Raw genomic sequence first — 25,000 nt, 5'->3', positions numbered from 1 at the left:
CTTTAAGAAGTCCGCTTAAGGACAAAAGCCAGCGAGAAACCGGGCAAAATGTCCTTAATAATGGTGCTTGAAGACAAAAGCCAGTGAAAAATCTGGTAAACTGTCTTCAATGAAAAGGGTTTGAGCTTTGCTTTTATTCCATTAAATATCCTTCTTTTTGCAAGGCTTTCTCTACTTGATCAAGAGCAGCCTCACTGGCAGCTGAAACAGTATGCAGGTGGATGCCGCCTGTTAATTCTGATAAAAAGGCAGCTTTCGTTTTTCTGATTTTCTCCATGAACTGTTGGACTTCCTGGCGATTCGATACCATAATTGATGCAGTTAAATCTCCATAAACAGCATGCTCAATCCTAACTTCTTTCACGGTAACACCATGGTCGACAAAGAGCAGCAGCTCTTTGTCTGTATCCTCCGGTGAATGCTTACAGGCAATCGTCCTTTCATGAACAACCGTCCCGCTTGCCTGCTTCAAATACATATAGCCCTGGCTTGTCGCAATAATCGGTTCATTTTTTGCCTTTAAAAGAGTAATGTCTCCGACAATGACCTGCCTGCTGACATTTGTTTTTTCGGCCAGCTCGCTCCCGGTAATCGGGAAACCGCTATCCTTTAATAATTGCAGAATAAAGTTTCTCCGTTCTTCCCCAAGTATTTTTCTTTGCTCCATTTTGTTTAACCGCTCCCTAACCGTCCGATAATGAACAATTTTATCATATCGAAATAAAATTGGAAAACGACTTAACCCAAACGTGTGACCGGTTTTGCCTTGTACAAACATAATTTTTTTAAAATGAGCATAAGTTTTTGTGAAGATTATTAGCACTTTGCCCATTTTCACATACACTATATGGACTTATGCATAGGAGGGAAGTCAGAGTGAAGATCCATATCGTACAGAAAGGGGATACTCTTTGGAAGATCGCCAAGAAGTACGGCGTGAACTTTGAAGAGCTGAAAAAATTAAATACACAGCTCAGTAATCCTGATATGATTATGCCCGGTATGAAAATAAAAGTCCCAACCTCAGGTGGAACGATAAAAAAAGAAGGGCCCGTATCAAATCTAGGAGTCAAAAAAGAGGTTCCGCTGAAAGAGCAGCCTATCAAAGAGAAGCCGATTCAGAAGGAGGTTCCTATTAAAGAAGCTCCTGTAAAGGAAGTTCCAATTGCTAAAGAAAAGCCGGTTGAGGAAGCGCCGAAAGCCCCATATACGCCGAAAATGCCCCTGCAAATTATCCCAGAAATTGATGTAAACAATTATTATATGATGAATATGCAAAACATGAAAATAGAACAGCCGAAGCTTCCGAAAAAGCCAGAAAATATTCTGCCGGAAGTGAAAGAAGAGGTGAAAAAGGAGAACCCAATTAAAATGCCTGCACCTCCTGTACCACCGAAAGAGGCGCCAGTTCAAGTACAGCCGCCTAAAGAAATGCCAATCCAGACTCCGCCGCCAGTGGAAGCGCCAATGGCTATGCCGCAGCAGGAGTACTGTGTTCCGGTTACGCCAGTGTTGCCGGGTTCAGGATTTTGTCCGCCTTTTGGAGGCTTTCCTGTTCAGCCATTCATGACGTTCCAGCCGGCTGCTGGCATGCCTGGTGCACCTGGAATGGCTGCGCCGGCAGGATATGTTCCTTCTGCAGCCGCACCTGCAGCATCGGGACCAGCCTTTATCCCACAGGATTTTGATGATGAATCGTCCTATATGCCGCCCGTTCCGTCCTATCATCCTGGTGGAGCAGCAATGGGAGCACAAACCAATCCTTATCAGCAGCCAATGCCAATGGATCCTGGCTTTTCTGGCCAAACTCCAGCGGGCTACGGCCAAATGCCAATGGGTCAAGGCCAAATGCCAATGGGTCAAGGCCAAATGCCAATGGGCCAAGGCCAAATGCCAATGGGCCAAGGCCAAATGCCAATGGGTCAAGGCCAAATGCCAATGGGTCAAGGCCAAATGCCAATGGGTCAAGGCCAAATGCCAATGGGTCAAGGTCAAATGCCAATGGGCCAAGGCCAAATGTCAATGGGCCAAGGCCAAATGCCAATGGGCCAAGGCCAAATGCCAATGGACTACGGCCAAATGCCAATGGACTACGGCCAAATGCCAATGGGCCACGGCCAGATGCCAATGGGTTACGGCCAGATGCCAATGGGTTACGGCCAGATGCCAATGGGCTACGGCCAAATGCCAATGGGCTATGGCCAAATGCCAATGGGCCAAGGCCAAATGCCAATGGGTCAAATGCCAGCAGATGTTGATCAAATGCCGGCAGGATATCCTCCAGCATCCGCAACTCAGCCTCTAGGCGGCCCGATGGGAACCTTCCCATCCATGTCCGACCCTGGATTTGTCAATCCTGCTGGAGTAAATCCTTACACCCTGGGTGCACCTTATGGATACCCGCCAGATATGGGGGGCATGGGTGCACAGTTTGCTGGGGCACAAATGCCAGCCCCTAATCCGCCTGCAAGTGCAGGAGGCGATTGCGGATGCGGCGGAGGAGCTCCACAAAACTTTGTTCCGCCTACCCCGCCGATATACAGTGCCCCATATACCGTACCAATGGGTGCTGCACAGCCCCCGTTTATGAATCCGTATGGTATGGGACCGGTCGGCCAAGGTTGGCCAGAGTATCATGATGAGAGTAGTTCATAATGCCAACAAGGGAGACGATGATTGTTTTGATCGTCTCTTCTCTTATTTTCAGTCGCAGTTTTCTCAGAAAATCGTAGAAGGGGTCCCGATTCGAAAAAATGTCTTCCTGGTAAAAACAGCCAAACAATCTTGGGTTTTAAAGGGGTATCAGTCGATAAACAAATTAAAGCTGCAAGAAGCCTTTACAGCTACCTTAAGAAAAGAAGGTTTTTCCAAAACCTATCGATTTCTTGTGCCCCCTTCAGGAGAGCCGCCTTTTTTAAATGGCCTTTATTTCGGCTGTATCGAATATATTCCCCCAAATCAAACAGGATTTTCGTTCCGTACTCAAAGGAACCGCCAGGAAGGATTGACGCTGCTCAATTCTTTTCATGAAACTACCGCCCGATTCGCCGCCCGTTACCAAACCCTGCTTTCGCAAGCGGACCTGTATGAAAAATGGATCGAACGGTTTGATATTTTTTGCCATCACCGGCCTTTTCTCCGAAGATTTATCGACCACTCCTTACTTTCTGAATTGGTCTCATGGGGAAATTGGTCCTTGGAAAAAATGAGCAGCAGCCATCATTTGTTCACAAAAGAACCAAAGGTCATTCTGCATGGGGATGTTGCCCACCACAATTTTTTAAGAGCGAAAAATGGGGAACTGTATTTAATTGATTTTGACTTAATTGCCATCGGTCCTCCTGTTTATGATTATTTGCAATACGCCAATCGGATTTTGTTTCATTTGGACTGGTCTTTGACAAATCTTTGGCAGCATAAACAAATGAAGGCTTACCTTTCAAATAAAGCCTTTTTATCTGCATTAGCCTATCCGGCGGACATCTATCGGGAATGGAATCGTCTCATGAGGGAAAAATCTTATACAAATGAGCGGAAAGTAAAACAGGTGATTGACTTATCCCTTGGCCAATTTTTTTTAAGAAAAAAGTTTGTTCAGCAAATTCAACGGTTGGCAGAATAATGCGGCCAACAATTTATGGAAGAATGAAACCTCCTCAAAAATTGCACCCTAAACATGAGCATATTAAATGCTCATGATGCATAGAGGGGGTTTTTCGCTTGAACAAGAAACGGTGGATGATTCCTTTTTCAGTCCTCATGATTGCTGGGGCTGCCGGTTGTGCGAACAATGATGATGACACGAATAATAATGTGAATCAAGGTGCACAGCCACTCGGGTATTATTCAAATGAGAACCATTCAGATAAAAATTATGAAGTCCTTAGGGACAATGACGGACCTATGGTTGATATTTTGGACCATACCCTTGGTGATGAAGACCAGGAAAACGAAAGAAACAAGCTTCAGAAAAAAGATGAAAATGGGAATCCAGACAATCCGACAAAACCTCTTACGAAGACAGACCGAAATTTTTTTCAGCGGGATAATCAATTTAGTACAAGTGATCTGAATTACCACGGCCACTTGAATAAACAAATTGGCAATGCAGGTGTAACAACCTCACCTGGTACACAAGAAAATGTCACTGATGCCATCCGCAGCAAAGTCGCGGACGTTGACAACGTACGGAGTATCCGGTCCGTAGCATATGGCAATACCATTACAGTTTCAGTTAAACTGCAAGATGAAAGCAAGGCGGCTGAAACAAAGCGGGCCATTCAGAATGCGGTAAAGCCTTATGCGGACGGCAGACAGGTGAAAGTGATCGTGGATGAAGGTGTACTGGGACGCGATCGGAACATCAATAATCAACAGCGCCAGCCGGAACCGGATGGAAAATAGAAAGAAAAGGGCGAAGCATCATGCTTTGCCCTTTTCATCTGTTTCTAGGATAAAAAGGAAAGATCAGGCTACACTAGGAGTGTGAATAGTTATATTTTACTATAAGAGGTGAATAGCATGAGGTTCAATGCGATGAGAAAATCCTGGCTGCACCAAGCGCTTCCTATTATTCTCTTCCTGCTTATAAGTATTACCGCCGGATTCGCCATGACTGGCTCTGCCGCTCTATTGGATGATCAACGGAAGACAGAACCTCTGCACATTACGGTCATATTAGAGAGAATGTATCTGGATGGGGAGGTCAGCCGGGAGGTCGTTGATGAGACATGCTGGTCGATGGAAAACTTTTGGGCGAAATATGACCAATGGAGGCTGATTGATATTGAGGATTCCACGTTTGTTTTTCAACAGAAAGTAGATGATATTTCTCCTTTGCTGAAGGCAAATGGTTTCTTTGGTGTATCGCCGGACGGAATTTTAACGATATACAACGGAAGACCGGACCGTTCAAAGATTATTCAATCGTTTTTTCAAATCGATATAAAGAAGCTTGAAAGTAAAACGCAGCAACAGTTGATTCAAGGAATCCCGATTATGACGAAAGATCATTATGTCGAGGTATTGGAAACATTTAAGCCATATTCGGTTAAAAAAGAATAGTTTTTATCTAATCAGACTGAAACAGCCTCAGCCTGATTTTTTTTCGGACAGACTATTTTCTTCATCTCCTGCAAAATTGTATGATAGAATGAAATACAGTGTGGAAAAAAGCATCCATGTGCAACAAACTAGAGGAGAGAATGGGATGTTTGAATTTATTAAAGGGACGGTAGATTTTGTCGGTCCTGAATATATTGTGATTGAAAACAATGGAATCGGTTATCAAATCGGAACACCCAATCCGTTCATTTATTCGGGTAAAATGGGGACAATGGTAATTGTTTATACGTATCATTATGTTCGTGAGGATATTATGGCTTTGTACGGTTTTGACTCTAGAGAAGAAAAAAAACTGTTTACTAAGCTATTAAATGTTTCCGGGATCGGGCCAAAGGGGGCACTCGCGATTCTTGCTTCCGGTGAAGTGCAGCAAGTAGTCAACGCGATTGAACAGGAGGATGAAAGTTTTCTTATCAAATTCCCAGGGGTCGGCAAAAAGACGGCCAGGCAGATGATTTTGGATTTGAAAGGAAAATTGCAGGATATTGTGCCGGACTTTTTTCCAAATCTTTTCAACGCCGATCAGTTCCAGCTTGAAGCAACCGCAGCCCATCATTCAGAGTTTGATGAAGCAATGCTTGCCTTAAAGGCTCTCGGCTATTCCGAAAAAGAAATTAAAAGGATTTCACCGGAACTAAAGAAGGAACAGTTGACGACAGACCAGTATATTAAAAAGGCCCTCCAGCGGCTTTTAAAATAGGTGATGACCAATGGAAGACCGGATAATATCCAGTGAAGCAAATGAGAATGAGACTAGCTTTGAGCAGAGCCTAAGACCTCAGACATTAAAGCAATACATCGGGCAAACGCAGGTTAAAGAGAATTTGGAAATTTTTATTCAGGCCGCCAAATTCCGCCAGGAAACCTTAGATCATGTCTTGCTTTATGGCCCGCCTGGATTGGGAAAGACGACATTGGCCATAATAATTGCCAAAGAAATGGGCGTAAACATCCGAACCACATCAGGTCCGGCAATTGAACGCCCTGGGGATCTGGCCGCCATTCTCACAGCGCTCGAGCCGGGAGATGTATTGTTTATCGATGAAATCCATCGGCTTCCAAGGGCGATAGAAGAAGTGTTATATCCGGCCATGGAGGATTTTTGCCTGGATATCGTGATAGGCAAAGGCCCAAGCGCCAGGTCAATCCGGCTGGATCTTCCGCCGTTTACCCTCGTTGGCGCAACAACCAGGGCAGGGGCATTATCGGCCCCATTAAGGGATAGATTTGGAGTTTTGAGCCGTCTCGAGTATTATAAAGAGGATCAATTAAAAGATATTGTCCAAAGGACCGCTGAACTGTTCGAAACGGAAATAGATGAAGCCTCCGCAGCAGAAATTGCCAGAAGGGCGCGGGGGACACCGCGGATTGCCAATCGTCTCCTTCGCAGAGTCAGGGACTTTGCCCAAGTGAAAGGAAACGGCACGATTGACCTGACACTTGCCCGGGAGGCTCTTGAATTGCTTCAGGTCGACCGGCTTGGACTGGATCATATTGACCACAAGCTGTTAAAGGGAATCATTGAAAAGTTTCGCGGCGGACCAGTTGGACTGGATACGATCGCTGCCTCCATTGGGGAAGAAGCGGAAACGATTGAAGATGTTTATGAACCATATCTGCTGCAAATCGGTTTTCTCCAGCGGACTCCTAGAGGCAGAATTGTGACATTGGCCGTTTATCGCCATTTTGGCATGGAGGTGCCGTCACCATGAATGGCTTATATGTTATAGGCAGATTTTGTTAAGATAGGGATGTTATAGTTATGAAACTGGATTTGTTTGATTTTCATTTGCCTGAAGAATTAATTGCGCAAGTTCCGCTGAAGAACCGGGCGGACAGCCGATTAATGGTCGTGAATAAGGAAACAGGCGATATTAAACATGAGGTATTTAAAAATATTGCTGAATATTTGCGTGAGGGAGACTGCCTCGTATTAAATGATACAAAGGTCCTTCCTGCACGTCTTTTTGGTGTCAAAACAGACACTGGAGCACATATTGAAGTGCTCCTGTTAAAACAACTGGAAGGCGACCGCTGGGAAACGCTGGTGAAGCCTGCAAAACGAGTGAAGGAAGGAACGGAACTAGAGTTTGGCGAGGGACTTCTAAAAGCGGTCTGCACCGAAACTCTAGAACATGGCGGCAGGGTATTGGAGTTCAGCTACAGCGGGATTTTTTATGAAGTGCTTGACCAGCTTGGCGAAATGCCGCTACCTCCTTACATAAAAGAGAGGCTGGAGGATCAGGGCCGGTACCAGACAGTTTACGCCAGAGAACCAGGTTCTGCAGCGGCCCCAACGGCAGGCCTTCATTTTACGGAAGAATTGCTGGATGAAATTAGGAAGATGGGTGTGCATGTCGCCTTTATTACCCTGCATGTTGGCCTTGGCACGTTCCGTCCGGTCAATGTCGATGATATTGAAGGCCATGATATGCATTCGGAGTTTTATATGATGAATGAAGAGACAGCGAGACTGCTTAATGTTGTGCGTGAGAAAGGCGGAAGAATCATTACTGTCGGTACGACTTCCACACGCACATTAGAAACAATCGCCTCAGCCCATGATGGCAAGTTTGAGGCTGGCAGCGGCTGGACGAATATTTTTATTTACCCGGGGTATACCTTTAAAGCCATTGATGGATTAATTACCAATTTTCATTTGCCAAAATCGACTCTCATTATGCTCGTCAGTGCGTTAGCCGGGCGTGAAAATATTTTGCATGCCTACAATACAGCTGTAAAAGAACAATATCGTTTTTTCAGTTTTGGCGATGCGATGTTCATCATTTAGGCTTCGTTTTTAGGAAGGAGAAAACAATTTGACTGCAATACGTTATGAACTCATTAAAACATGTAAACAAACAGGTGCCCGGCTTGGAAAAGTCCACACGCCGCATGGTTCTTTTGATACGCCTGCCTTTATGCCAGTAGGGACACTTGCCACAGTTAAAACGATGGCACCGGAAGACTTGAAACAGATGGGTGCTGGAATTATACTAAGCAATACGTATCATTTATGGCTCCGCCCTGGCCACGATATTATCAAAGAGGCTGGGGGATTGCATAAATTCATGAACTGGGACCGGGCAATCCTTACTGATTCCGGCGGCTTCCAGGTGTTCAGTTTAAGTGAATTCCGGAAAATTGAGGAAGAAGGGGTTCATTTCCGAAACCATCTAAGCGGTGAGAAATTATTTTTGTCACCGGAAAAATCGATGGAAATTCAAAATGCCCTTGGTTCGGATATTATGATGGCATTTGACGAATGTCCCCCATATCCGGCAACATTTGAATATATGAAAAAATCAGTGGAACGGACGTCCAGATGGGCAGAGCGGTGCCTAAACGCGCATCAGCGCCCAGAGGACCAGGGCCTATTTGGAATTGTTCAAGGCGGCGAATACGAGGAGCTTAGAAAGCAAAGTGCCGAGGACCTTGTGTCGCTTGATTTTCCAGGGTATGCGGTCGGCGGTTTGTCTGTTGGGGAACCAAAAGACGTTATGAATCGTATGCTTGAATATACGACACCATTATTGCCATCGAATAAACCGCGCTATTTAATGGGAGTGGGGTCGCCGGATTCGCTCATTGATGGGTCTATCCGGGGCATTGACATGTTTGACTGTGTTCTGCCAACTCGAATCGCCAGAAATGGCACCCTGATGACGAGTCAAGGACGGCTGGTTGTAAAAAATGCCAAATATGCCCGGGACTTTGGACCGCTTGACCCAGAGTGCGATTGCTATACATGCAAAAATTACAGCCGCGCGTATATCCGTCATTTGATTCACTGTAATGAAACATTTGGAATTCGTTTAACGTCTTACCATAATCTCTATTTTCTGTTAAGATTAATGGAGAAGGTCAGACAAGCCATTAGGGAAGACCGGCTTGGTGATTTCCGAGAAGAATTTTTTGAGCAGTACGGTTTTAACAAGCCAAATGCGAGAAATTTCTAAATAAGTTTGATTTGAAAGGAGGGAAATAACAAGATGCAAGGATTAGGTTCATTAATTCCATTATTATTAATGTTTGTGTTATTTTATTTCTTATTAATCCGTCCGCAGCAAAAGCGCCAAAAAAATGTTCAAAACATGCAGAGCAGTTTGAAAAAAGGGGACAAGATTGTCACCATTGGCGGATTGCATGGCTTTATTGATTCGATTGATGATAACAAAGTCGTGATCAAATGCGGAGATGGCAGCCGTCTTACATACGATCGCAACGCGATTCGAGAAGTAACGGAACCAAGCAAGGAAGCTCCGAAAGAAGCAAAAGAAACTAAAGAGACAAAAGAAGTAAGTTTAGAGAAATAAGACAAAACAAAGGAAGCCGAAACAGGCTTCCTTTGTTTTTAGGCAGTTCTTGAATTCCCCGAGATATTGACCCCAAGGATTCCGCCCATCATGGCGATGAGAATATAACAAGTATAGTAGATGAATTGTTCGGCAGTGAACAGCCGGTCGTAGCCCAGGAATTGAAAGAAGAAAACAATTAGCGAGTACACAAGTCCGGTTAGCCCGCCAATCAGCCAGCCTCTTTCCTTCCGTTTACCCCCTGACAGAAAGCCGCCCCCAAACAGTCCTAGAAAGGACAATGCAGTTATAACGTATTGCAGTGAAGATTCCTGGACTGAAGTAAACCTTAATATAAGGGAAAATATCAGGCTGCAGACGATTGCAAAGGCAAAAATAAAGATCAACCCATAAAGAATCGACATTCCTAAACTCTTTGATTCGATTTTTCTCTCCCCCTTCAACTGCCTAAAAGACTAAGCAGCCATTTCCTATTCTGCCTGTCTTTCAGACAACATTTGTTACCTAGTACAAGCGTATTCGCCTTCACGGAAAAGTAGAATTAAATTTTGTCAGTTCCCCCTGCTTTTTGAGAGATTTTTCCTTTCATGATTTGCACTGTCCTTGTTGATAATAAATCTGAATGCAACAAAAGGAGCGGTTCTAAAAGTGGAAGATTATTTGAATATCATTTTCCGGACGATATTTTTCTATTTACTGATACTTGCGATTTTTAGGTTAATGGGTAAACGGGAAATAGGGGAATTAAGTGTATTGGACTTGGTTGTGTTTATCATGATCGGTGAAATGGCGATTATAGCTATCGATGAATTTGATCGGCCATTGATCCATACGGTCATACCGATGTTATTGTTAATGGCCATTCAGATTTCCTCCTCGATGATTTCCCTTAAAAGCAAGAGATTCCGGGACTTTGTGGACGGAAAGCCAAGCATTATTATTAATCGGGGAAAGATTGACGAAGAGGCTATGCGGAATCAACGCTACAATTTTGATGACTTATTAACTCAGCTAAGAGAAAAAGATGTCCGGAGTATCGCTGATGTTGAGTTCGCGATCCTGGAGTCATCCGGGAGTTTATCTGTTATAGAAAAACCGGACAGCGGGAAAAAAAACAAAAATAACGGGGACATCACAATGCCGTTAATATTAGATGGCAATATTGATGAGGAGAATTTGAAAAAAATTCATAAGACGAATCTATGGCTCCGTCAGGAATTAAAAAAACAAGGTTACCGTGATTTAAAGAAAATTTCTTTTTGCAGCTTTGAAAACGGAAAATTTTTTATTGATTTAAAGGATGAGACCTAAGTTTAGGGGGGCCCCCGCAACACTGCATTGATGGGGGCTGCCCATTCCTGTCTCTATGAAAACAAATGTCCGATCCAAGGAAGCTTCTGAAGCTCATCCCGCTTAATCAATCCCAATATAAGCAGCAGCGCCAAATAAGAGAGGCCCATACCGGCAGTGGCTGCCAAAGTCCTTATCACTAAAGCCTCTCCCAAAAATGTATGGTTAAATAGCCAATAACCAATCCAGCCGGCAGCTCCCATAACCAGAAACCCCTTTAAGTAGTCACGGACATAAAAGGGAAAGGCAATTCTTTTTAAAACGGTAGCAAGATGCAGTATGGTGACTAACACAAATCCAAGGACAATGGCCAAAGCCGCACCGGTTATGCCAAAGGAAGGCTGTGAGGCAAGCAAAAAGATAACGGCCGTTTTCACGACTGCCCCAATAAGGCTATTAATCATGGCTGCCCTGGCAAGATTAAGTGCTTGCAGTACGGCCTGTAAAGGACCTTGATAATAATAAAACAGGAAGAATGGAGCCATTACCCTGATAAAATAAGACCCTTTTGTGGAACCATACATCAACTCCATTAGCGGGTCAGCTAAAACGTACAGAACAATGACAGCCAGTCCACCGGTTAAAAACGTAAATCGCAATGCCTGCTGAATCCGGTAGCCAATCAACTTGTTGTTTTTTTGGGAATTGGCTTCACTAATGGCTGGCACTAAAGAGGTTGCCAATGAATATGTGACAAAAGATGGCAGCATCAACAATGGCATGGCATAGCCGGTCAGGGCCCCGTATTGTTTGGTGGCATCCACCGAGAGTACACCGGCGATGGCTAAGCTGTGAGCGACCACAATCGGTTCAAAAAACCAAGAGACAGAGCCAATCATCCGGCTCCCCATTGTCGGCAAGGCGATCTCCATTAAACTGGAAAACGTCTGCTTTCCTTTTTGGACAAACTGAAAAAATTTAGTCCTCAGCTTGAATCGCTTTTTTATTTTGAAGGTGGTCGTCAGATAGATCAACGAAACCAATTCGCCAAGGACGGAGGCGGCCATGGCAGCGGCAGCAGCATATTCGACACCATAAGGCAGGAATGCTTTGGTCATGACGGCAATCAAGGTAATTCTTACAACCTGTTCAAAAATTTGCGACAAGGCGGAGGGCCGCATGTTTTGCCGCCCTTGAAAGTATCCTCTAATGACGGAAGAAACGGCTATAATTGGGATGGCCGGGGTGATGGCCATTAAAGGATAAACTGTTCTTTCGTCAGTAAACAGGGTTGTGGAAAGCATCGGTGCCAGAAGAAGCAGCGCAGGCGTGAGTATAACAGCCAAGCTAATGGTGGTGGCCAGTGACACGACCAATATTTTTTTTATTTCACCATAGTCTCCCCGTGCTTCTGCTTCAGCGATATTTTTGGAAATCGCGACTGGCAGGCCCAGTTGGACAATGGTGACGACGAGTATAAAGGTTGGATATGCCATCATATATAGTCCAACGCCTTCTTCTCCGATACTGCGTGCAAGGACAATTCGATAGATAAACCCGAGTACCCGGGTAATGAAGCCGGCGATTAATAAGATAAATGTACCCTTTAAAAACTTTGACATACCTTCTTCCCACCTTCTCAAAATAGGCGATATCATATACAATTATCTATATGCTCCATGATGGACAAAGCATGACAAGTTGTTGGATAGTTAAATAAGGGGGAGTTTCTCCTTAAGGAGGATTTAGATGGAAAAAAGCCATATTTATGATCAGTTTCGCACGCAAGTACAGCCTGCCATTGTCAGCAAACTTGAGGAATTTCGCCTTTTGGGCTATGATTCGGTTGCAGAATCAGAACTTTGGGAATTCATGAAAAAGAAAAAGTGGAAAAAGATCTCGGAAGACATCAAGCTTTACGAAATAATTGATGATATTCTCTCAGTCAAGATTGGTGACTATATGAACTTTACAGCCATTGAATCCTATAAAACTTCAGAATTCTCATTCGATGATGAAAATGAATTAAAGGAACTTTTAAAATAACAATTTTCTAATAATGAAATTGACAGTACTATTTAACTATTCCATAATGTAAGCAGTGATTTTTTATATTAAGATGGGAGCTTTTTGGTATCGTGCCGTGCACGTGCAGTCTTTAAGGAGGACACTACATAATGGTAAAGCGCAGTAGAATTGTTGCTTTCTTTTTGCTGATTTTGTTAATTGGCAGTTCAATGGGGGCAACCACCAAGAATATCTTAAACAATATCAAACTCGGCCTTGATCTCCAAGGGGGTTTTGAGGTCTTATACGAAGTGCAGCCTGCAAAAAAAGGCCAGAAAATTGACAAAGATGTTTTGGCAGATACAGCTGAAGCATTGGATCGCCGTATCAATGTACTGGGGGTCAGTGAACCGGTTATCCAAATTGAAGGAAAAGACCGGATTCGTGTCCAGCTTGCTGGGGTAAAGGACCAAAATGAGGCACGGGAGATCCTGTCCACCCAAGCCAATCTGACTTTCCGTGATGCCGACGATAAGTTGATGATGGATGGTTCGGACCTAAAACAAGGCGGCGCGAAGCAGACCTTTGACGAAAATGGCAAACCAAGCGTTTCCCTTACTTTAAAGAGTGCTGAAAAATTTAAAGATGTCACCCAAGAGATTTTAAATAAGGCACCAAACAACGTTTTGGTCATCTGGCTTGATTTTGAAGAAGGAAAGGATTCTTTTAAAACCGAGGCTGCTAAAACAGATCCTAAATATTTGTCAGCCCCAACTGTAAATCAAGTGTTTAATCAAAATACCGTTTCGATTGTCGGCAATTTCAAAGCCGAAGAAGCAAAAAATCTGGCATCCCTGTTAAACGCCGGGGCATTGCCGGTTAAACTGCATGAGGTATACTCTACTTCAGTCGGAGCAAAATTCGGTGAGCAGGCTTTAAATGAAACGATTTTAGCCGGGGTTATCGGTGTTATAGTCATTTTCTTGTTTATGATTTTCTATTACCGTTTCCCAGGATTCATCGCGACGATCACTTTAAGCATTTATATTTACTTGGTTTTGCTCATCTTCGATTGGATGAACGGTGTTCTCACGCTGCCGGGTATTGCGGCGGTCATCCTCGGGGTTGGTATGGCGGTCGATGCCAATATCATTACCTATGAGCGAATACGAGAGGAATTGAAGGTTGGCAAGTCGCTCAAATCAGCGTTCCAGGCGGGGGAGAAAAATGCATTCACATCAATCCTTGACTCGAACCTGACAACGATTTTGACAGCAGCCGTACTGTTCTTCTACGGGACAAGCTCAGTAAAAGGGTTTGCCACCATGTTGATTATCAGTATTTTGATGAGCTTCCTAACTGCCGTTTACGGTTCTCGTCTATTGCTGGGTTTATGGGTTCAGAGCGGGTTGTTTAAAAAGAAATCAGGCTGGTTTGGTGTCAAAAAATCTGACATCAGAGATCTTTCTGAGAATGTCGATACGTTAGATCTGCCAACCCGGTTTGACAAGCTTGACTTTGTTAAGCCGAGGAAGACGTTTTTCACGATTTCAGGGATTCTCCTGGCATCTGGATTAATTGTTCTCATTGTGTTCAAATTGAATTTGTCTATTGACTTCTCAAGTGGAACCCGGATAGAAGTGGTATCCGACAAACCGCTGACAACAGAAAAAGTGGATTCAGTCCTTGAAAAATTAGACTTGAATTCCGATGATATTGTCATATCGGGCGACGAAAATGAAATTGCTGCTGCTAGATTGATTGGGGTATTATCTAAGGATAAGATTGCTGAGGTCAAAACGGAGCTTAATAAAGAATTTGGCCATGAACCAAATGTCAGTACAGTGTCACCAACAGTCGGAAAAGAACTGGCTAAAAATGCAATTAAAGCCTTGTTAATTGCTTCTGTTGGAATTGTCATCTATACGACCATCCGTTTTGAATTTTCTATGGCTGTTGCAGCGATCGCTTCGCTGCTGCATGATGCGTTCTTCATGGTGGCGTTCTTCAGCATCACCCGGCTTGAAGTGGATTTGACGTTCATTGCAGCGGTTCTAACGATTGTTGGTTATTCCATCAATGATACGATTGTCACCTTTGACCGGATGCGAGAAAACATGCATAAAAAGAGGCGCCTGAAAACAAAGGAAGAAATCGCCGAGGTCATGAATGTCAGTATCCGCCAGACATTAGCACGTTCTCTTAATACAGTGTTAACGGTACTCATCACCGTTGTTGCTATGCTTATCTTTGGAAGTGAAGCGATTCGCAATTTCTCGATCGCCTTACTTGTTGGATTATTGATTGGGGTTTATTCCTCTATCTGTGTCGCAGGACCAGTTTGGTATGTTTTGAAGGTGCGCGAATTGAAAAAGAACGGCCCTATCAAAACGGTGAAAGAAAAGAAGAAATACAGCGATCAGCCACAAGTATAGTGGATTTAAGCGGAAGTGCCTTTCATGCGCTTCCGCTTTTCTTATTGAAACAACCCTTAGGCTCCTGTATAATAAGAAAGTCTAAAGAGGTGAAGGTAAGGTATGTTAAAGTCGAAAACAAGATGGGTTGTTCAAGAACCTGATCAATATCTAGTCAAAAAACTAGAAACTGAGTTAAACATTACGCCTCTAACTGCATCGCTTCTTGTCAATCGTGGATTAGATACCGTTGATTCTGCACGGTATTTTTTATTTGGAAAAGATGAATTCCACGATCCGTATTTACTGAAAGGAATGGACTTAGCTGTAAGCAGGATCCGTCTTGCCATTGACAAGCAGGAACCCATTCTTATATATGGAGATTATGACGCTGATGGAGTCAGCAGTACATCAGTTTTAATGATTACGCTTCGTGAATTAGGTGCCAATGTTCAGTTTTACATCCCTAATCGGTTTACAGAAGGGTATGGCCCCAATGAAGCTGCGTTTCGCCATGCGGCCGAAATCGGCATTAAATTAATTGTCACGGTCGATACAGGGATAGCTGCTGTTCATGAAGCTGCTGTAGCCAAAGACCTTGGGCTCGACCTGATCATTACCGACCACCATGAACCGGGTCCTGTTTTGCCAGAGGCTTTGGCCATCATCCATCCTAAGCTTCCAGACAGCGTGTACCCGTTTCGTGAGCTTGCAGGAGTGGGTGTTGCCTTTAAATTAGCCCACGCCTTGTATGGCAAGCTGCCGGACCATTTGCTTGAAATCGCCGTTATCGGAACAATTGCCGATTTAGTTTCTTTGAAGGATGAAAACCGCCTGATTGCCAAAAAGGGGCTGCAAAATCTAAAGAGTACGGACAATGTCGGCCTAAAAGCGCTTTTAAAGATTGCCGGTGTGAACTCGATGTCAATCAACGAGGAAACGATTGGTTTTTCCATTGCGCCGAGGATCAATGCCGTCGGCCGGCTGGCTGATGCTGATTTGGCCGTTGAGCTTATTCTTACTCAAGACCCGATTGAAGCAGAACAATTGGCAGAAGAAATGGAAGCCTTGAATAAAACGCGCCAGTCGATTGTGAATGCCATTACGGATGAAGCGATGGATGAGGTAGAAAAACATTATTTGGATGATGCCAATAAGGTCCTGGTTGTGGGGAAAGAAGGCTGGAACGCCGGAGTAATAGGAATCGTCGCTTCCAGACTTGTGGAAAAATATTACCGTCCAACCATTGTTTTAAGCTTCGACAAAGAAAAGGGCTTGGCAAAGGGTTCCGCTCGAAGTATTGCCGGATTTGATATGTTTCAAAATCTGTCCGCCTGCAGGGACATTCTCCCTCATTTTGGCGGACATCCAATGGCTGCGGGAATGACGCTAAACCTGGATGATGTTGATGTGCTTAGGGACCGGTTAAATGAGCTGGCTGACTCGGTTTTAACAGACGAGGACTTTGTTCCTGTGACATTTTTGGACTTGGAGGTCAGTCTGGAAGAAGTGGATTTAACGGCCCTTGAGGAGATGAATTTATTATCTCCTTTTGGCATGGACAACGCCAAGCCGAAGGTTTTAATACAAAATGCGGAGATTTCAAATATAAGGAAAATTGGCAGTGACCAAAGCCATTTAAAGGTGTTATTAAATGACAATGGGGCAAGCCTTGATGGGATTGGCTTTGGATTAGGCCCGTTAGTGGATGAAATCTCGCCTGCTGCGAAAATTTCTTTAATTGGTGAATTGTCCGTTAATGAATGGAACAATATACGTAAACCACAAATCTTTGTTCAGGATATGGCCATAAACGATTGGCAGCTATTTGATTGCCGCGGCCAGGTCCAGTTAGGCAGCTTAGGGCGATTGGTGCCTTCTATGGATAAAAAAATCATTGTTTTTAACAGGGGAAATCTTGAAAAACTAGATAATAAATTAAAGGAAGAAGCAGTATTAATAGAAGATGTCCAAGCAGCGCTGAATTTTCATGCTAATCATGTCAGCTTGGTATTAGCTGATTTTCCTCCGTCTAAAGACATCCTGCTCCATTTGTTGAAGGGCGCCCGGCCTTCAAGAATTTATGCTTGTTTCTATAAGGAATCCAGTGATTTCTTTAGCATGATCCCTAATCGCGATCACTTTAAATGGTATTATGGGTTTCTCATGAAATTTGGCCCCATTGATTTAAAGCGTTATGCGGATGATATTGCTAAACGGCGGGGGTGGAAGCGGGAAACAATTGTTTTTATGTCACAGGTGTTTTCTGAACTGGATTTTGTTACAATAAACAATGGATTCATTAGTTTAAATAAACAATCGCAAAAGCGTGATTTAACTGACTCAAAAATCTACCAAACAAAACAGGTCCATTATGCGCTTGAAAGAGATTTATTATTGTCCTCTTATCAAGAGTTGAAAGATTGGTTTGATCAAGCCATTCAGGAGTCAGTGAAAACTGAGGAGGCAATTTAAGAATGGATTTAAGACAATTTATCGCCATTGTAGAAGACTATCCAAAGGAAGGGATCGTTTTCAAAGATATTACGCCGTTAATGAATAATGGCGAGGCATATAAGTATGCAACGGACAGTATTGTTGAATATGCCAAAGATAAACAAATTGATTTAATCGTCGGGCCGGAAGCAAGGGGATTTATTATCGGGTGTCCGGTTGCCTATGCACTGGGTGTTGGATTTGCTCCGGTCCGCAAAGAAGGCAAGCTTCCGCGTGAAACGATTAAAGTCAGCTATGGACTGGAGTATGGCCAAGATGTTTTAACCATTCATAAGGATGCCATTAAACCGGGCCAGCGCGTCCTCATTACGGATGACCTTCTTGCAACAGGCGGTACTATTGAAGCGACCATTAAGTTAGTGGAACAGTTGGGCGGAGTCGTAGCGGGCATTGCTTTCCTTGTTGAGCTAGCCTATTTAGAAGGCCGAAACAAACTAAATGGATATGATATTTTAACACTCATGCAGTATTAATTTATCGATGAGGGCACTCGTTTTTAGAGTGCTCTCTTTGTTAATGATTTCTTGCAGCTTCATTCAAATTCGACAGATTTTTTCAATATTTGTAGAAAATATGTCTCAATTACTTTACATCTTCCTTATTTTTTTCGATAATAGTAACAATCATTCTAAAATAGTAACAATTTTTTATAGAATGAATGGATATATAAGTATATTGCTAAACGTTATCCTTATAGATAATCAGGCAGACTCTAGTTTGTGTGAACAAACTAAATTGAGATAGAAAATAAAGGTGATCTCATGGCGAATGATCAAGTGTTAACGGCCGACCAAGTCCTTGACAAAACCAGGAAATATTTAAATGAGGAGCATGTGGAATTAGTCAAAAAAGCGTATGAATACGCCAAATATGCTCATCGTGACCAATATCGAAAATCAGGCGAGCCCTATATCATTCATCCCATTCAGGTTGCCGGCATTTTGGCAGATTTGGAGATGGATCCGGCGACGGTAGCGGCAGGCTTTCTGCATGACGTTGTTGAAGACACTCAGGTAACCTTGACAGATCTTGAGGTTGAATTCAATGACGAAGTGGCTATGCTGGTAGACGGTGTAACGAAATTAGGAAAAATTAAATATAAATCGCACGAAGAGCAGCAGGCGGAGAATCACCGGAAAATGTTTGTTGCTATGGCCCAGGACATTCGGGTCATTTTAATTAAGCTTGCTGACCGTCTGCATAATATGCGGACCCTGAAGCATCTGCCTGTTGAAAAGCAGCGCAGGATTGCAAACGAGACACTTGAGATTTTCGCCCCTTTAGCTCACCGTTTGGGTATTTCCAAAATTAAGTGGGAGCTGGAGGACACCGCCTTAAGATATTTAAATCCTCAGCAATATTATCGGATTGTCAACTTAATGAAGAAGAAGCGGGAAGAACGCGAGCAATATCTTGATGATGTCATTGACGGGGTTAAATCGCGTTTAGAAGAAGTTTCCATAAGAGCCGAACTTTCTGGACGTCCAAAGCATATTTACAGCATATACCGAAAAATGGCCTTGCAAAATAAGCAATTCAGTGAAATTTATGATTTGTTGGCTGTTCGGATTGTGGTCAATAGCATTAAAGACTGCTACGCCGTATTAGGTATCATCCATACGCTATGGAAACCGATGCCGGGACGATTTAAAGATTATATTGCAATGCCAAAGCCTAATATGTACCAATCTCTGCATACGACAGTCATTGGCCCAAAGGGAGACCCGCTGGAAGTGCAAATCCGTACATTTGAAATGCACCGGATTGCCGAATACGGTATTGCCGCCCACTGGGCATACAAGGAAGGAAAATCGGTCAGCGATAGCTCAACGTTTGAACAGAAGCTAACTTGGTTTAGAGAAATTCTTGAGTTCCAAAACGATACAGCGAATGCCGAAGAATTTATGGAGTCCTTAAAAATCGACCTGTTTTCTGACATGGTATTTGTTTTTACGCCAAAGGGCGACGTCATTGAATTGCCATCCGGCTCCGTGCCGATCGACTTTGCTTACCGGATTCACTCGGAAATTGGCAATAAAACTATTGGCGCAAAAGTGAACGGAAAAATGGTGACGCTGGACTATAAGCTGAAAACAGGGGATATTATTGAAATACTAACCTCTAAACATTCCTATGGACCAAGCCAGGATTGGCTCAAGCTGGCGCAAACCTCGCAGGCCAAAAATAAAATCCGCGCCTTCTTTAAAAAGCAGCGACGCGAAGAAAATATTGAAAAAGGCAAAGAGCTGGTAGAAAAAGAAATTCGCAGCATGGAGTTTGATGTGAAAGAAATTTTAACTCCAGAAAATCTCAAAAAAGTGGCGGAGAAGTTCAATTTTACCAATGAAGAGGATATGTATGCAGCGGTGGGGTATAACGGCGTTACGGCCCTTCAGGTTGCAAACCGGCTGACTGAAAAGTGGCGCAAAAAACGCGATCAGGAACAATCCGCAAGCATTGCTAATGTAATTACCGACTTAAAGGCGGTTCCCCAATCCTCGAAAAAACGGGAATCTGGAGTGCGGGTTCAAGGCATTGATAACCTATTAATCCGCTTGTCAAGATGCTGCAACCCAGTGCCTGGAGACGATATTGTCGGTTATATCACAAAAGGCCGCGGGGTTTCGGTGCACCGCTCTGATTGCACCAATATCGACTCGAATGATGCCCAGTCACGGCTGATTCCAGTCGAATGGGAGTCATCGTTGAATGATCGGAAAGAATATAACGTCGATATTGAGATTAGCGGTTTTGACCGCAGAGGCTTGTTAAATGAAGTCCTTCAGGCGGTAAATGAGACGAAAACCAATATAAATGCTGTAACCGGAAAAACGGACCGCAATAAAATGGCTACCATCAGCATGACAATTGCCATTCACAATGTCGCCCATTTACAAAAGGTGGTTGACCGGATTAAACAAATTCCTGATATTTACTCAGTCCGCCGAATGATGAATTAAGGAGTCAGAAATATGCGTATTGTTGTTCAACGGAGCAAGGCCGCCCGGGTAACCGTGGAGGGGGAAGTGACAGGGCAAATTACAAAAGGGCTTGTCCTGCTGGTTGGTGTCACGCACAACGACAGCGAAAGTGAGGCTGCTTATCTGGCTGAAAAGATTGCGAACTTGAGAATCTTTGAAGATGAAGCCCAAAAGATGAATTTGTCCCTGCTGGATGTTGGCGGTGAAATTCTGTCTGTTTCGCAATTTACTTTATACGGAGACTGCCGAAATGGGCGCCGCCCAAGCTTTGCTGAGGCGGCCCGTCCGGAGCATGCGATTCAAATTTATGAGGCTTTTAACCAATTGCTTCGTGAAAAAGGAATCCATGTTGAAACGGGAGTTTTTGGTGCGATGATGGATGTGGAGTTGACCAATGACGGTCCAGTCACGTTAATAGTGGAGAGTAAAGCATAAAAAAGGCTTGGCCCAATTCAATTGGTGCCAAGCCTTTATTTAGCTGATAGGAAAGTGAAAAATTCCTATCAGGCAAAAGTGCAGCTGCGCCTCTATATTCGCCAGCCTGTGGATTTCCGTTATTGTTTAAAATATCTTGCCAATCCCTCGAAAAGGCCGGTTGCTGCATTTTCCTGGAAGCCGCTGGATTTCAATGTCATTTCTTCTTCGGGGTTGCTCAGGTAGCCAAGCTCGATTAATACAGCATTTTTGTTGTTTTCACGGAGCACATGATAGTCGCCAAACCGGACGCCGCGGCTTTTCATCTTTGTTTGTCCCACTGTTGCAGAATAAACGGTAGTAGCCAATGGCTTTTGGAAGGAATGATAATAATAGCCCGTCATTCCCTGGACACTGCGGTCTTCATTGCTGTCATAGTGCAAACTGATAAACGCGTCGGCATTGTAGACCTGGGCGGCTCTTACCCTAGAAGGCAGTGATATAAAGGTGTCACTATTTCTAGTTAGATAAACATGCGCTCCCGCTGAGAGCAATTTATCATATAAAAGCTTGGCTGTTCGGAGTGTCAGTTCCTTTTCTAATGTTCCGTTTGCCCCTGTCGTTCCATTATCGCCGCCGCCGTGCCCTGGATCCAGCACAATCGTCTTGTTTTTCAGATAGCCTTCAGCACCGGCTTTTACAATGTTTGGGGCAGAACCATCGGCGGTAACCACCCATCCGGCCACATAACCGGTTTTTCCGCTATCCAATTTGATTTGATACCAATCATTTGCCACACTGATAACCGGAAATTGATCCCCTTCGTCTGCCCGGAGCATGACGTCCGACTGGACATCTGGGGACGTTCGAATATTGGTCCCATCTTGCAATATGCTAATCTTGTTTGCCTTCCCAGCTTGTCCATCGCTGGCTTTTCCAGAAGTTTTATTCATATACCAGCTGGCCACCCAGCCAAAGCTGCCAGGTTGATATTCAATCTTCATCCAGCTGTTTTTCTCTTCAACAATCGGGTAGCTTTCTCCATTTGACACTGTACCTACAATATTGGAGTTGTAGGATGTCCCTGAGCGGACATTCAGGCTGTCTGCAGTCACCATTCCCACTGTGTTACTGGTTTCTTTTTTTGCTGTGCCAGCGGATGCTGCTGATTGCTGGTCAATAAACTCAGAACTGACCCAGCCTGTTAAGGCGGAATAGCTAATCTTGGTCCAACTGTTTTTTTGTGAAAGGATCGTCACGTTGGTTCCTTTTGTCAGTTTGCCCACGATGGTGCTTTTGCTGGACGGTTCTTCACGGACATTTAGAATGTCCCCGTTAACTTGCCCTAAATCTTTTTTAGCTGTTTCCGTTTTGTCAGTTGTTTTAGCGGATAGATTGAAAAATTCCTTTGATGCCCAGCCTTCACCAAACTGGGAATCAATTTTATACCAGTTCTCATTTTGGTCAAGGATTTGCACCTCATCGTCCTTAGCCAGTAATCCGATGATTTGGAAGCTTGTCCCTGGACCAGAGCGGACCCTCAATTGGTCGGTTGCTGCTTTGGCCCTCGTATTTTTTGAGATGGGATCGGCCTTCGCAGGTTCACCGTTCTCTTTTGCAACTAACCAATTTACTACCCAGCCTGTTTTAAAGGCCGATAGCTGAATCTGGACCCAGTCACCCTTTTCCTTGATGACGGGATATTTTTCCCCCCGTTTTGCCTGCTTCACTAATGAATAACTTAAGCCCGGCCCGCTCCGGACATTGACCATATCCGTATCAATAACAATCGAGCCACTGGAAGCCATCGTATTCCCCAACGGCAGGAAGGTTCCTGCAACAAGAATGATACAGGCCAGTAGAATGATATTTTTTCGAAACATAGAACCCTCCTTCTTATAATGTCCACTACTTATTTTAACGGAATAAGCCCTGAAAATCATTCCTCAATTAGCAAATCAGGCCAAAAAAACTACGAATAGACTATTAAGATGCAATTTCTTCATGGGAGTTGGACATACTAAGATAAAAGTTGGAGTCTGGAGGAGTGATTTGCGATGCGAATGAGTGAAAAAGGAAGAAATGCGCAATCAATGGAAGGACGGCTTTTTGGGGTTGATTTTCACGACTTTATCCAAAAAGAGCACGAATCGACGACATTTGAGCTGGCTTCAGAATTCGGGCTGACGATGGGAGATGTCAAAAAGTTAAAAAAACATTTAGGGAGAGCCTAAATCTATCTTGACATTAGAATCGATGCTCCGTATCATTATATAAATAAAATACTATATTGAAAGTAACCAATGATGGAGCATAGTAGTTAAGGCAGCTTCCATGAAAAGAGAGGAAATGCCCCGGGCTGAAAGCATTTCTGCATGAATCTTAATGAAAGAACACTCCGTAGGCTTCTCCCTGAAAAAGTTTGGCTTTAGTAGGGGAAGAACGTGGCAGGCGTTAACTGTTTGAGAGGAAGAGCTCTTTTTTGGAACTCTTCAACTAGGGTGGCACCGCGGATTAAACTTCCGTCCCTTGTTTAATGACAAGGGATGGGAGTTTTTTTATTTTTCAAGCCTGCAGAATGAAGTCATCTTTACCGCTGGGAAGCTGTGCTTGCTACATATATTTTTATTAAACATGGAACTAAAGGAGGATACCCTAATGTCGATTAACATCCCTAGAGGCACACAGGACATTCTGCCGGGAGAGGTAGAGCTGTGGCAGCTGATTGAAAATAAAGCCAGGGATCTTTGTGAAAAATATCAATATCAGGAAATTCGAACACCCATTTTTGAACACACCGAACTGTTTTCCCGCGGTGTCGGCGATACGACAGATATTGTGCAAAAAGAGATGTACACATTTGAGGACCGTGGCGGCCGGAGCATCACTCTAAGGCCTGAAGGGACAGCCTCTACCGTGAGAGCATTTGTGGAAAAAAAGATGTATGGTAATGCCAACCAGCCGGTCAAGCTGTACTACATGGGACCCATGTTCCGTTATGAGCGTCCGCAGTCAGGCCGATTCCGTCAGTTTGTCCAGTTCGGCGTCGAAGCATTAGGGAGCCACGATCCGGCCATTGATGCAGAAGTGATTTCCCTTGCGATGAATCTTTATAAGGAAATGGGTTTGAAAAAATTAAAGCTGATTATTAACAGCCTTGGCGACAAAGACAGCCGCCTTGCTCACCGCGATGCTTTAATTAATCATTTTAAACCGAGAATCGGAGAGTTTTGTAAAGACTGCCAAAGCCGTCTGGAAAAGAACCCGCTGCGAATTCTCGATTGTAAAGTGGACCGGGACCATGAATTAATGAAATCAGCCCCTTCGATTATCGACTATCTCAATGAAGAGTCCAAAGCATATTTTGATAAACTTCAAAAATATTTGGGCCAACTTGATATTCCGTTCGAAGTCGATCCGAACTTGGTCCGCGGGCTGGATTATTATAACCATACCGCCTTTGAAATTATGAGCGATGCAGAGGGCTTCGGGGCGATTACCACGCTTTGCGGCGGAGGCCGCTATAACGGGCTGGCAGAGGAAATTGGCGGCCCCGAAACTCCAGGCATCGGCTTCGCCCTAAGTATTGAACGGTTTATTGCTGCTCTAAAAGCAGAAGGAATCGAATGGGAAGTCAATCCAGGTATTGATTGTTATTTAGCTGCCCTTGGTGAAGAAGCCAAGGATTATACCGTTGGATTGCTGCAGAAGCTCCGTTTGGCGGGAATTTCGGCAGAACGGGATTATTTGGATCGAAAAATTAAAGCCCAGTTTAAAGCCGCTGACCGGTTAAATGCAAAGTTTGTGGCGGTTCTGGGTGATGAAGAGCTTCAAAATAAAAAAATTAATGTAAAAAATATGGCAACAGGCGGCCAAGTTGAAGTCGATTTGGATGGCATTGTTGAGTACATTCAGGGGATGGAAAGGTAAGGAGGAT

The 25,000-nt window shown here is 43.9% G+C and carries 22 protein-coding genes and 1 other annotated feature; of the genes, 18 read left to right on the top strand and 4 right to left on the bottom strand.

Going from position 1 to position 25,000, the window contains the following annotated elements; all coding sequences use genetic code 11:
- Positions 1-133 precede the first annotated feature (133 nt).
- Complete coding sequence (locus tag NFS43_RS03040; RefSeq protein WP_251549352.1) at positions 134-667, bottom strand: transcription repressor NadR; 534 nt, start codon at positions 665-667, stop codon at positions 134-136.
- A 209-nt stretch (positions 668-876) separates the two neighbouring features.
- Here NFS43_RS03040 and safA point away from each other — a divergent pair, with 209 nt between their 5' ends.
- From safA to yajC, 9 genes are all read left to right on the top strand, one after another.
- Positions 877-2,655: a SafA/ExsA family spore coat assembly protein gene (gene safA / locus NFS43_RS03035; protein ID WP_251549350.1), complete on the top strand. Its 1,779-nt coding sequence runs from the start codon at positions 877-879 to the stop codon at positions 2,653-2,655.
- Entirely contained in the window at positions 2,639-3,622 is a 984-nt protein-coding gene (locus tag NFS43_RS03030) for an aminoglycoside phosphotransferase family protein (RefSeq protein WP_251549348.1), read from the top strand. The genes safA and NFS43_RS03030 overlap by 17 nt, the downstream gene beginning before the upstream one ends.
- 98 nt (positions 3,623-3,720) lie before the next feature.
- Positions 3,721-4,404 carry a YhcN/YlaJ family sporulation lipoprotein gene (locus NFS43_RS03025; protein ID WP_251549346.1) on the top strand — a complete coding sequence of 228 codons (684 nt, stop codon included), beginning with the start codon at positions 3,721-3,723 and terminating at the stop codon, positions 4,402-4,404.
- A 132-nt stretch (positions 4,405-4,536) separates the two neighbouring features.
- Complete coding sequence (locus NFS43_RS03020) at positions 4,537-5,064, top strand: BofC C-terminal domain-containing protein (protein WP_251549345.1); 528 nt, start codon at positions 4,537-4,539, stop codon at positions 5,062-5,064.
- A 145-nt stretch (positions 5,065-5,209) separates the two neighbouring features.
- The gene (gene ruvA / locus NFS43_RS03015) at positions 5,210-5,824 is read left to right on the top strand and encodes a Holliday junction branch migration protein RuvA (protein ID WP_251549343.1); all 615 of its coding nucleotides are present in this window, start codon (positions 5,210-5,212) and stop codon (positions 5,822-5,824) included.
- 10 nt (positions 5,825-5,834) lie between these two features.
- On the top strand, positions 5,835-6,836 hold the full coding sequence (ruvB, locus tag NFS43_RS03010) for a Holliday junction branch migration DNA helicase RuvB (RefSeq protein ID WP_251549341.1): 1,002 nt from the start codon (positions 5,835-5,837) through the stop codon (positions 6,834-6,836).
- Between the two features lie 50 nt (positions 6,837-6,886).
- On the top strand, positions 6,887-7,915 hold the full coding sequence (queA, locus tag NFS43_RS03005; RefSeq protein WP_251549339.1) for a tRNA preQ1(34) S-adenosylmethionine ribosyltransferase-isomerase QueA: 1,029 nt from the start codon (positions 6,887-6,889) through the stop codon (positions 7,913-7,915).
- 28 nt (positions 7,916-7,943) lie between these two features.
- Positions 7,944-9,083: a tRNA guanosine(34) transglycosylase Tgt gene (gene tgt, locus NFS43_RS03000; protein WP_251549337.1), complete on the top strand. Its 1,140-nt coding sequence runs from the start codon at positions 7,944-7,946 to the stop codon at positions 9,081-9,083.
- Between the two features lie 33 nt (positions 9,084-9,116).
- Complete coding sequence (gene yajC / locus NFS43_RS02995; protein ID WP_251549335.1) at positions 9,117-9,440, top strand: preprotein translocase subunit YajC; 324 nt, start codon at positions 9,117-9,119, stop codon at positions 9,438-9,440.
- A 38-nt stretch (positions 9,441-9,478) separates the two neighbouring features.
- On the opposite strand, the gene NFS43_RS02990 is transcribed toward yajC, so the two are convergent.
- On the bottom strand, positions 9,479-9,844 hold the full coding sequence (locus NFS43_RS02990) for a TIGR04086 family membrane protein (protein WP_251549334.1): 366 nt from the start codon (positions 9,842-9,844) through the stop codon (positions 9,479-9,481).
- A 244-nt stretch (positions 9,845-10,088) separates the two neighbouring features.
- Between NFS43_RS02990 and NFS43_RS02985 the strand changes: the two genes are divergently transcribed.
- A complete protein-coding gene (locus tag NFS43_RS02985) occupies positions 10,089-10,751 on the top strand; it encodes a DUF421 domain-containing protein (RefSeq protein WP_251549706.1) in 663 nt (220 codons plus the stop codon).
- 53 nt (positions 10,752-10,804) lie between these two features.
- On the opposite strand, the gene spoVB is transcribed toward NFS43_RS02985, so the two are convergent.
- The gene (spoVB, locus tag NFS43_RS02980; RefSeq protein WP_251549332.1) at positions 10,805-12,352 is read right to left on the bottom strand and encodes a stage V sporulation protein B; all 1,548 of its coding nucleotides are present in this window, start codon (positions 12,350-12,352) and stop codon (positions 10,805-10,807) included.
- Between the two features lie 127 nt (positions 12,353-12,479).
- Here spoVB and NFS43_RS02975 point away from each other — a divergent pair, with 127 nt between their 5' ends.
- The 6 genes from NFS43_RS02975 to dtd all read left to right on the top strand — a co-directional run bounded on the left by NFS43_RS02975 (position 12,480) and on the right by dtd (position 21,084).
- Positions 12,480-12,776, top strand: a complete 297-nt coding sequence (locus tag NFS43_RS02975) for a post-transcriptional regulator (RefSeq protein ID WP_251549330.1) — start codon at positions 12,480-12,482, stop codon at positions 12,774-12,776.
- Between the two features lie 131 nt (positions 12,777-12,907).
- A complete protein-coding gene (gene secDF, locus NFS43_RS02970; protein ID WP_251549328.1) occupies positions 12,908-15,172 on the top strand; it encodes a protein translocase subunit SecDF in 2,265 nt (754 codons plus the stop codon).
- Between the two features lie 102 nt (positions 15,173-15,274).
- Entirely contained in the window at positions 15,275-17,626 is a 2,352-nt protein-coding gene (gene recJ, locus NFS43_RS02965) for a single-stranded-DNA-specific exonuclease RecJ (protein WP_251549326.1), read from the top strand.
- Between the two features lie 2 nt (positions 17,627-17,628).
- The gene (locus NFS43_RS02960; RefSeq protein WP_251549324.1) at positions 17,629-18,141 is read left to right on the top strand and encodes an adenine phosphoribosyltransferase; all 513 of its coding nucleotides are present in this window, start codon (positions 17,629-17,631) and stop codon (positions 18,139-18,141) included.
- A gap of 288 nt (positions 18,142-18,429) precedes the next feature.
- A complete protein-coding gene (locus tag NFS43_RS02955; protein ID WP_251549322.1) occupies positions 18,430-20,628 on the top strand; it encodes a RelA/SpoT family protein in 2,199 nt (732 codons plus the stop codon).
- A 12-nt stretch (positions 20,629-20,640) separates the two neighbouring features.
- Complete coding sequence (gene dtd / locus NFS43_RS02950) at positions 20,641-21,084, top strand: D-aminoacyl-tRNA deacylase (protein WP_251549320.1); 444 nt, start codon at positions 20,641-20,643, stop codon at positions 21,082-21,084.
- A 119-nt stretch (positions 21,085-21,203) separates the two neighbouring features.
- Here the strand turns inward: dtd and NFS43_RS02945 are convergent, their stop codons facing one another.
- Complete coding sequence (locus NFS43_RS02945) at positions 21,204-22,946, bottom strand: N-acetylmuramoyl-L-alanine amidase family protein (protein ID WP_251549318.1); 1,743 nt, start codon at positions 22,944-22,946, stop codon at positions 21,204-21,206.
- Between the two features lie 174 nt (positions 22,947-23,120).
- On the opposite strand from NFS43_RS02945, the gene NFS43_RS02940 reads away from it, so the two are divergent.
- Both NFS43_RS02940 and hisS read left to right on the top strand, forming a co-directional pair.
- Positions 23,121-23,297 (top strand): hypothetical protein, encoded by a 177-nt coding sequence (locus NFS43_RS02940; protein ID WP_251549316.1) that lies wholly within the window; start codon positions 23,121-23,123, stop codon positions 23,295-23,297.
- 60 nt (positions 23,298-23,357) lie between these two features.
- Positions 23,358-23,596: a binding site (T-box leader), on the top strand.
- Positions 23,597-23,721: 125 nt separating this feature from the next.
- Complete coding sequence (hisS, locus tag NFS43_RS02935; RefSeq protein WP_251549315.1) at positions 23,722-24,993, top strand: histidine--tRNA ligase; 1,272 nt, start codon at positions 23,722-23,724, stop codon at positions 24,991-24,993.
- The last annotated feature ends 7 nt before the right edge of the window (positions 24,994-25,000 follow it).

The sequence above is a fragment of the Neobacillus muris genome (assembly GCF_943193175.1).
In the GTDB taxonomy this organism is placed as follows: Bacteria; Bacillota; Bacilli; order Bacillales; family Cytobacillaceae; genus Neobacillus; species Neobacillus muris.
The sequence above is the reverse complement of the archived record's forward strand: the minus strand, read 5'-3'. Positions and strand labels throughout refer to the sequence as shown.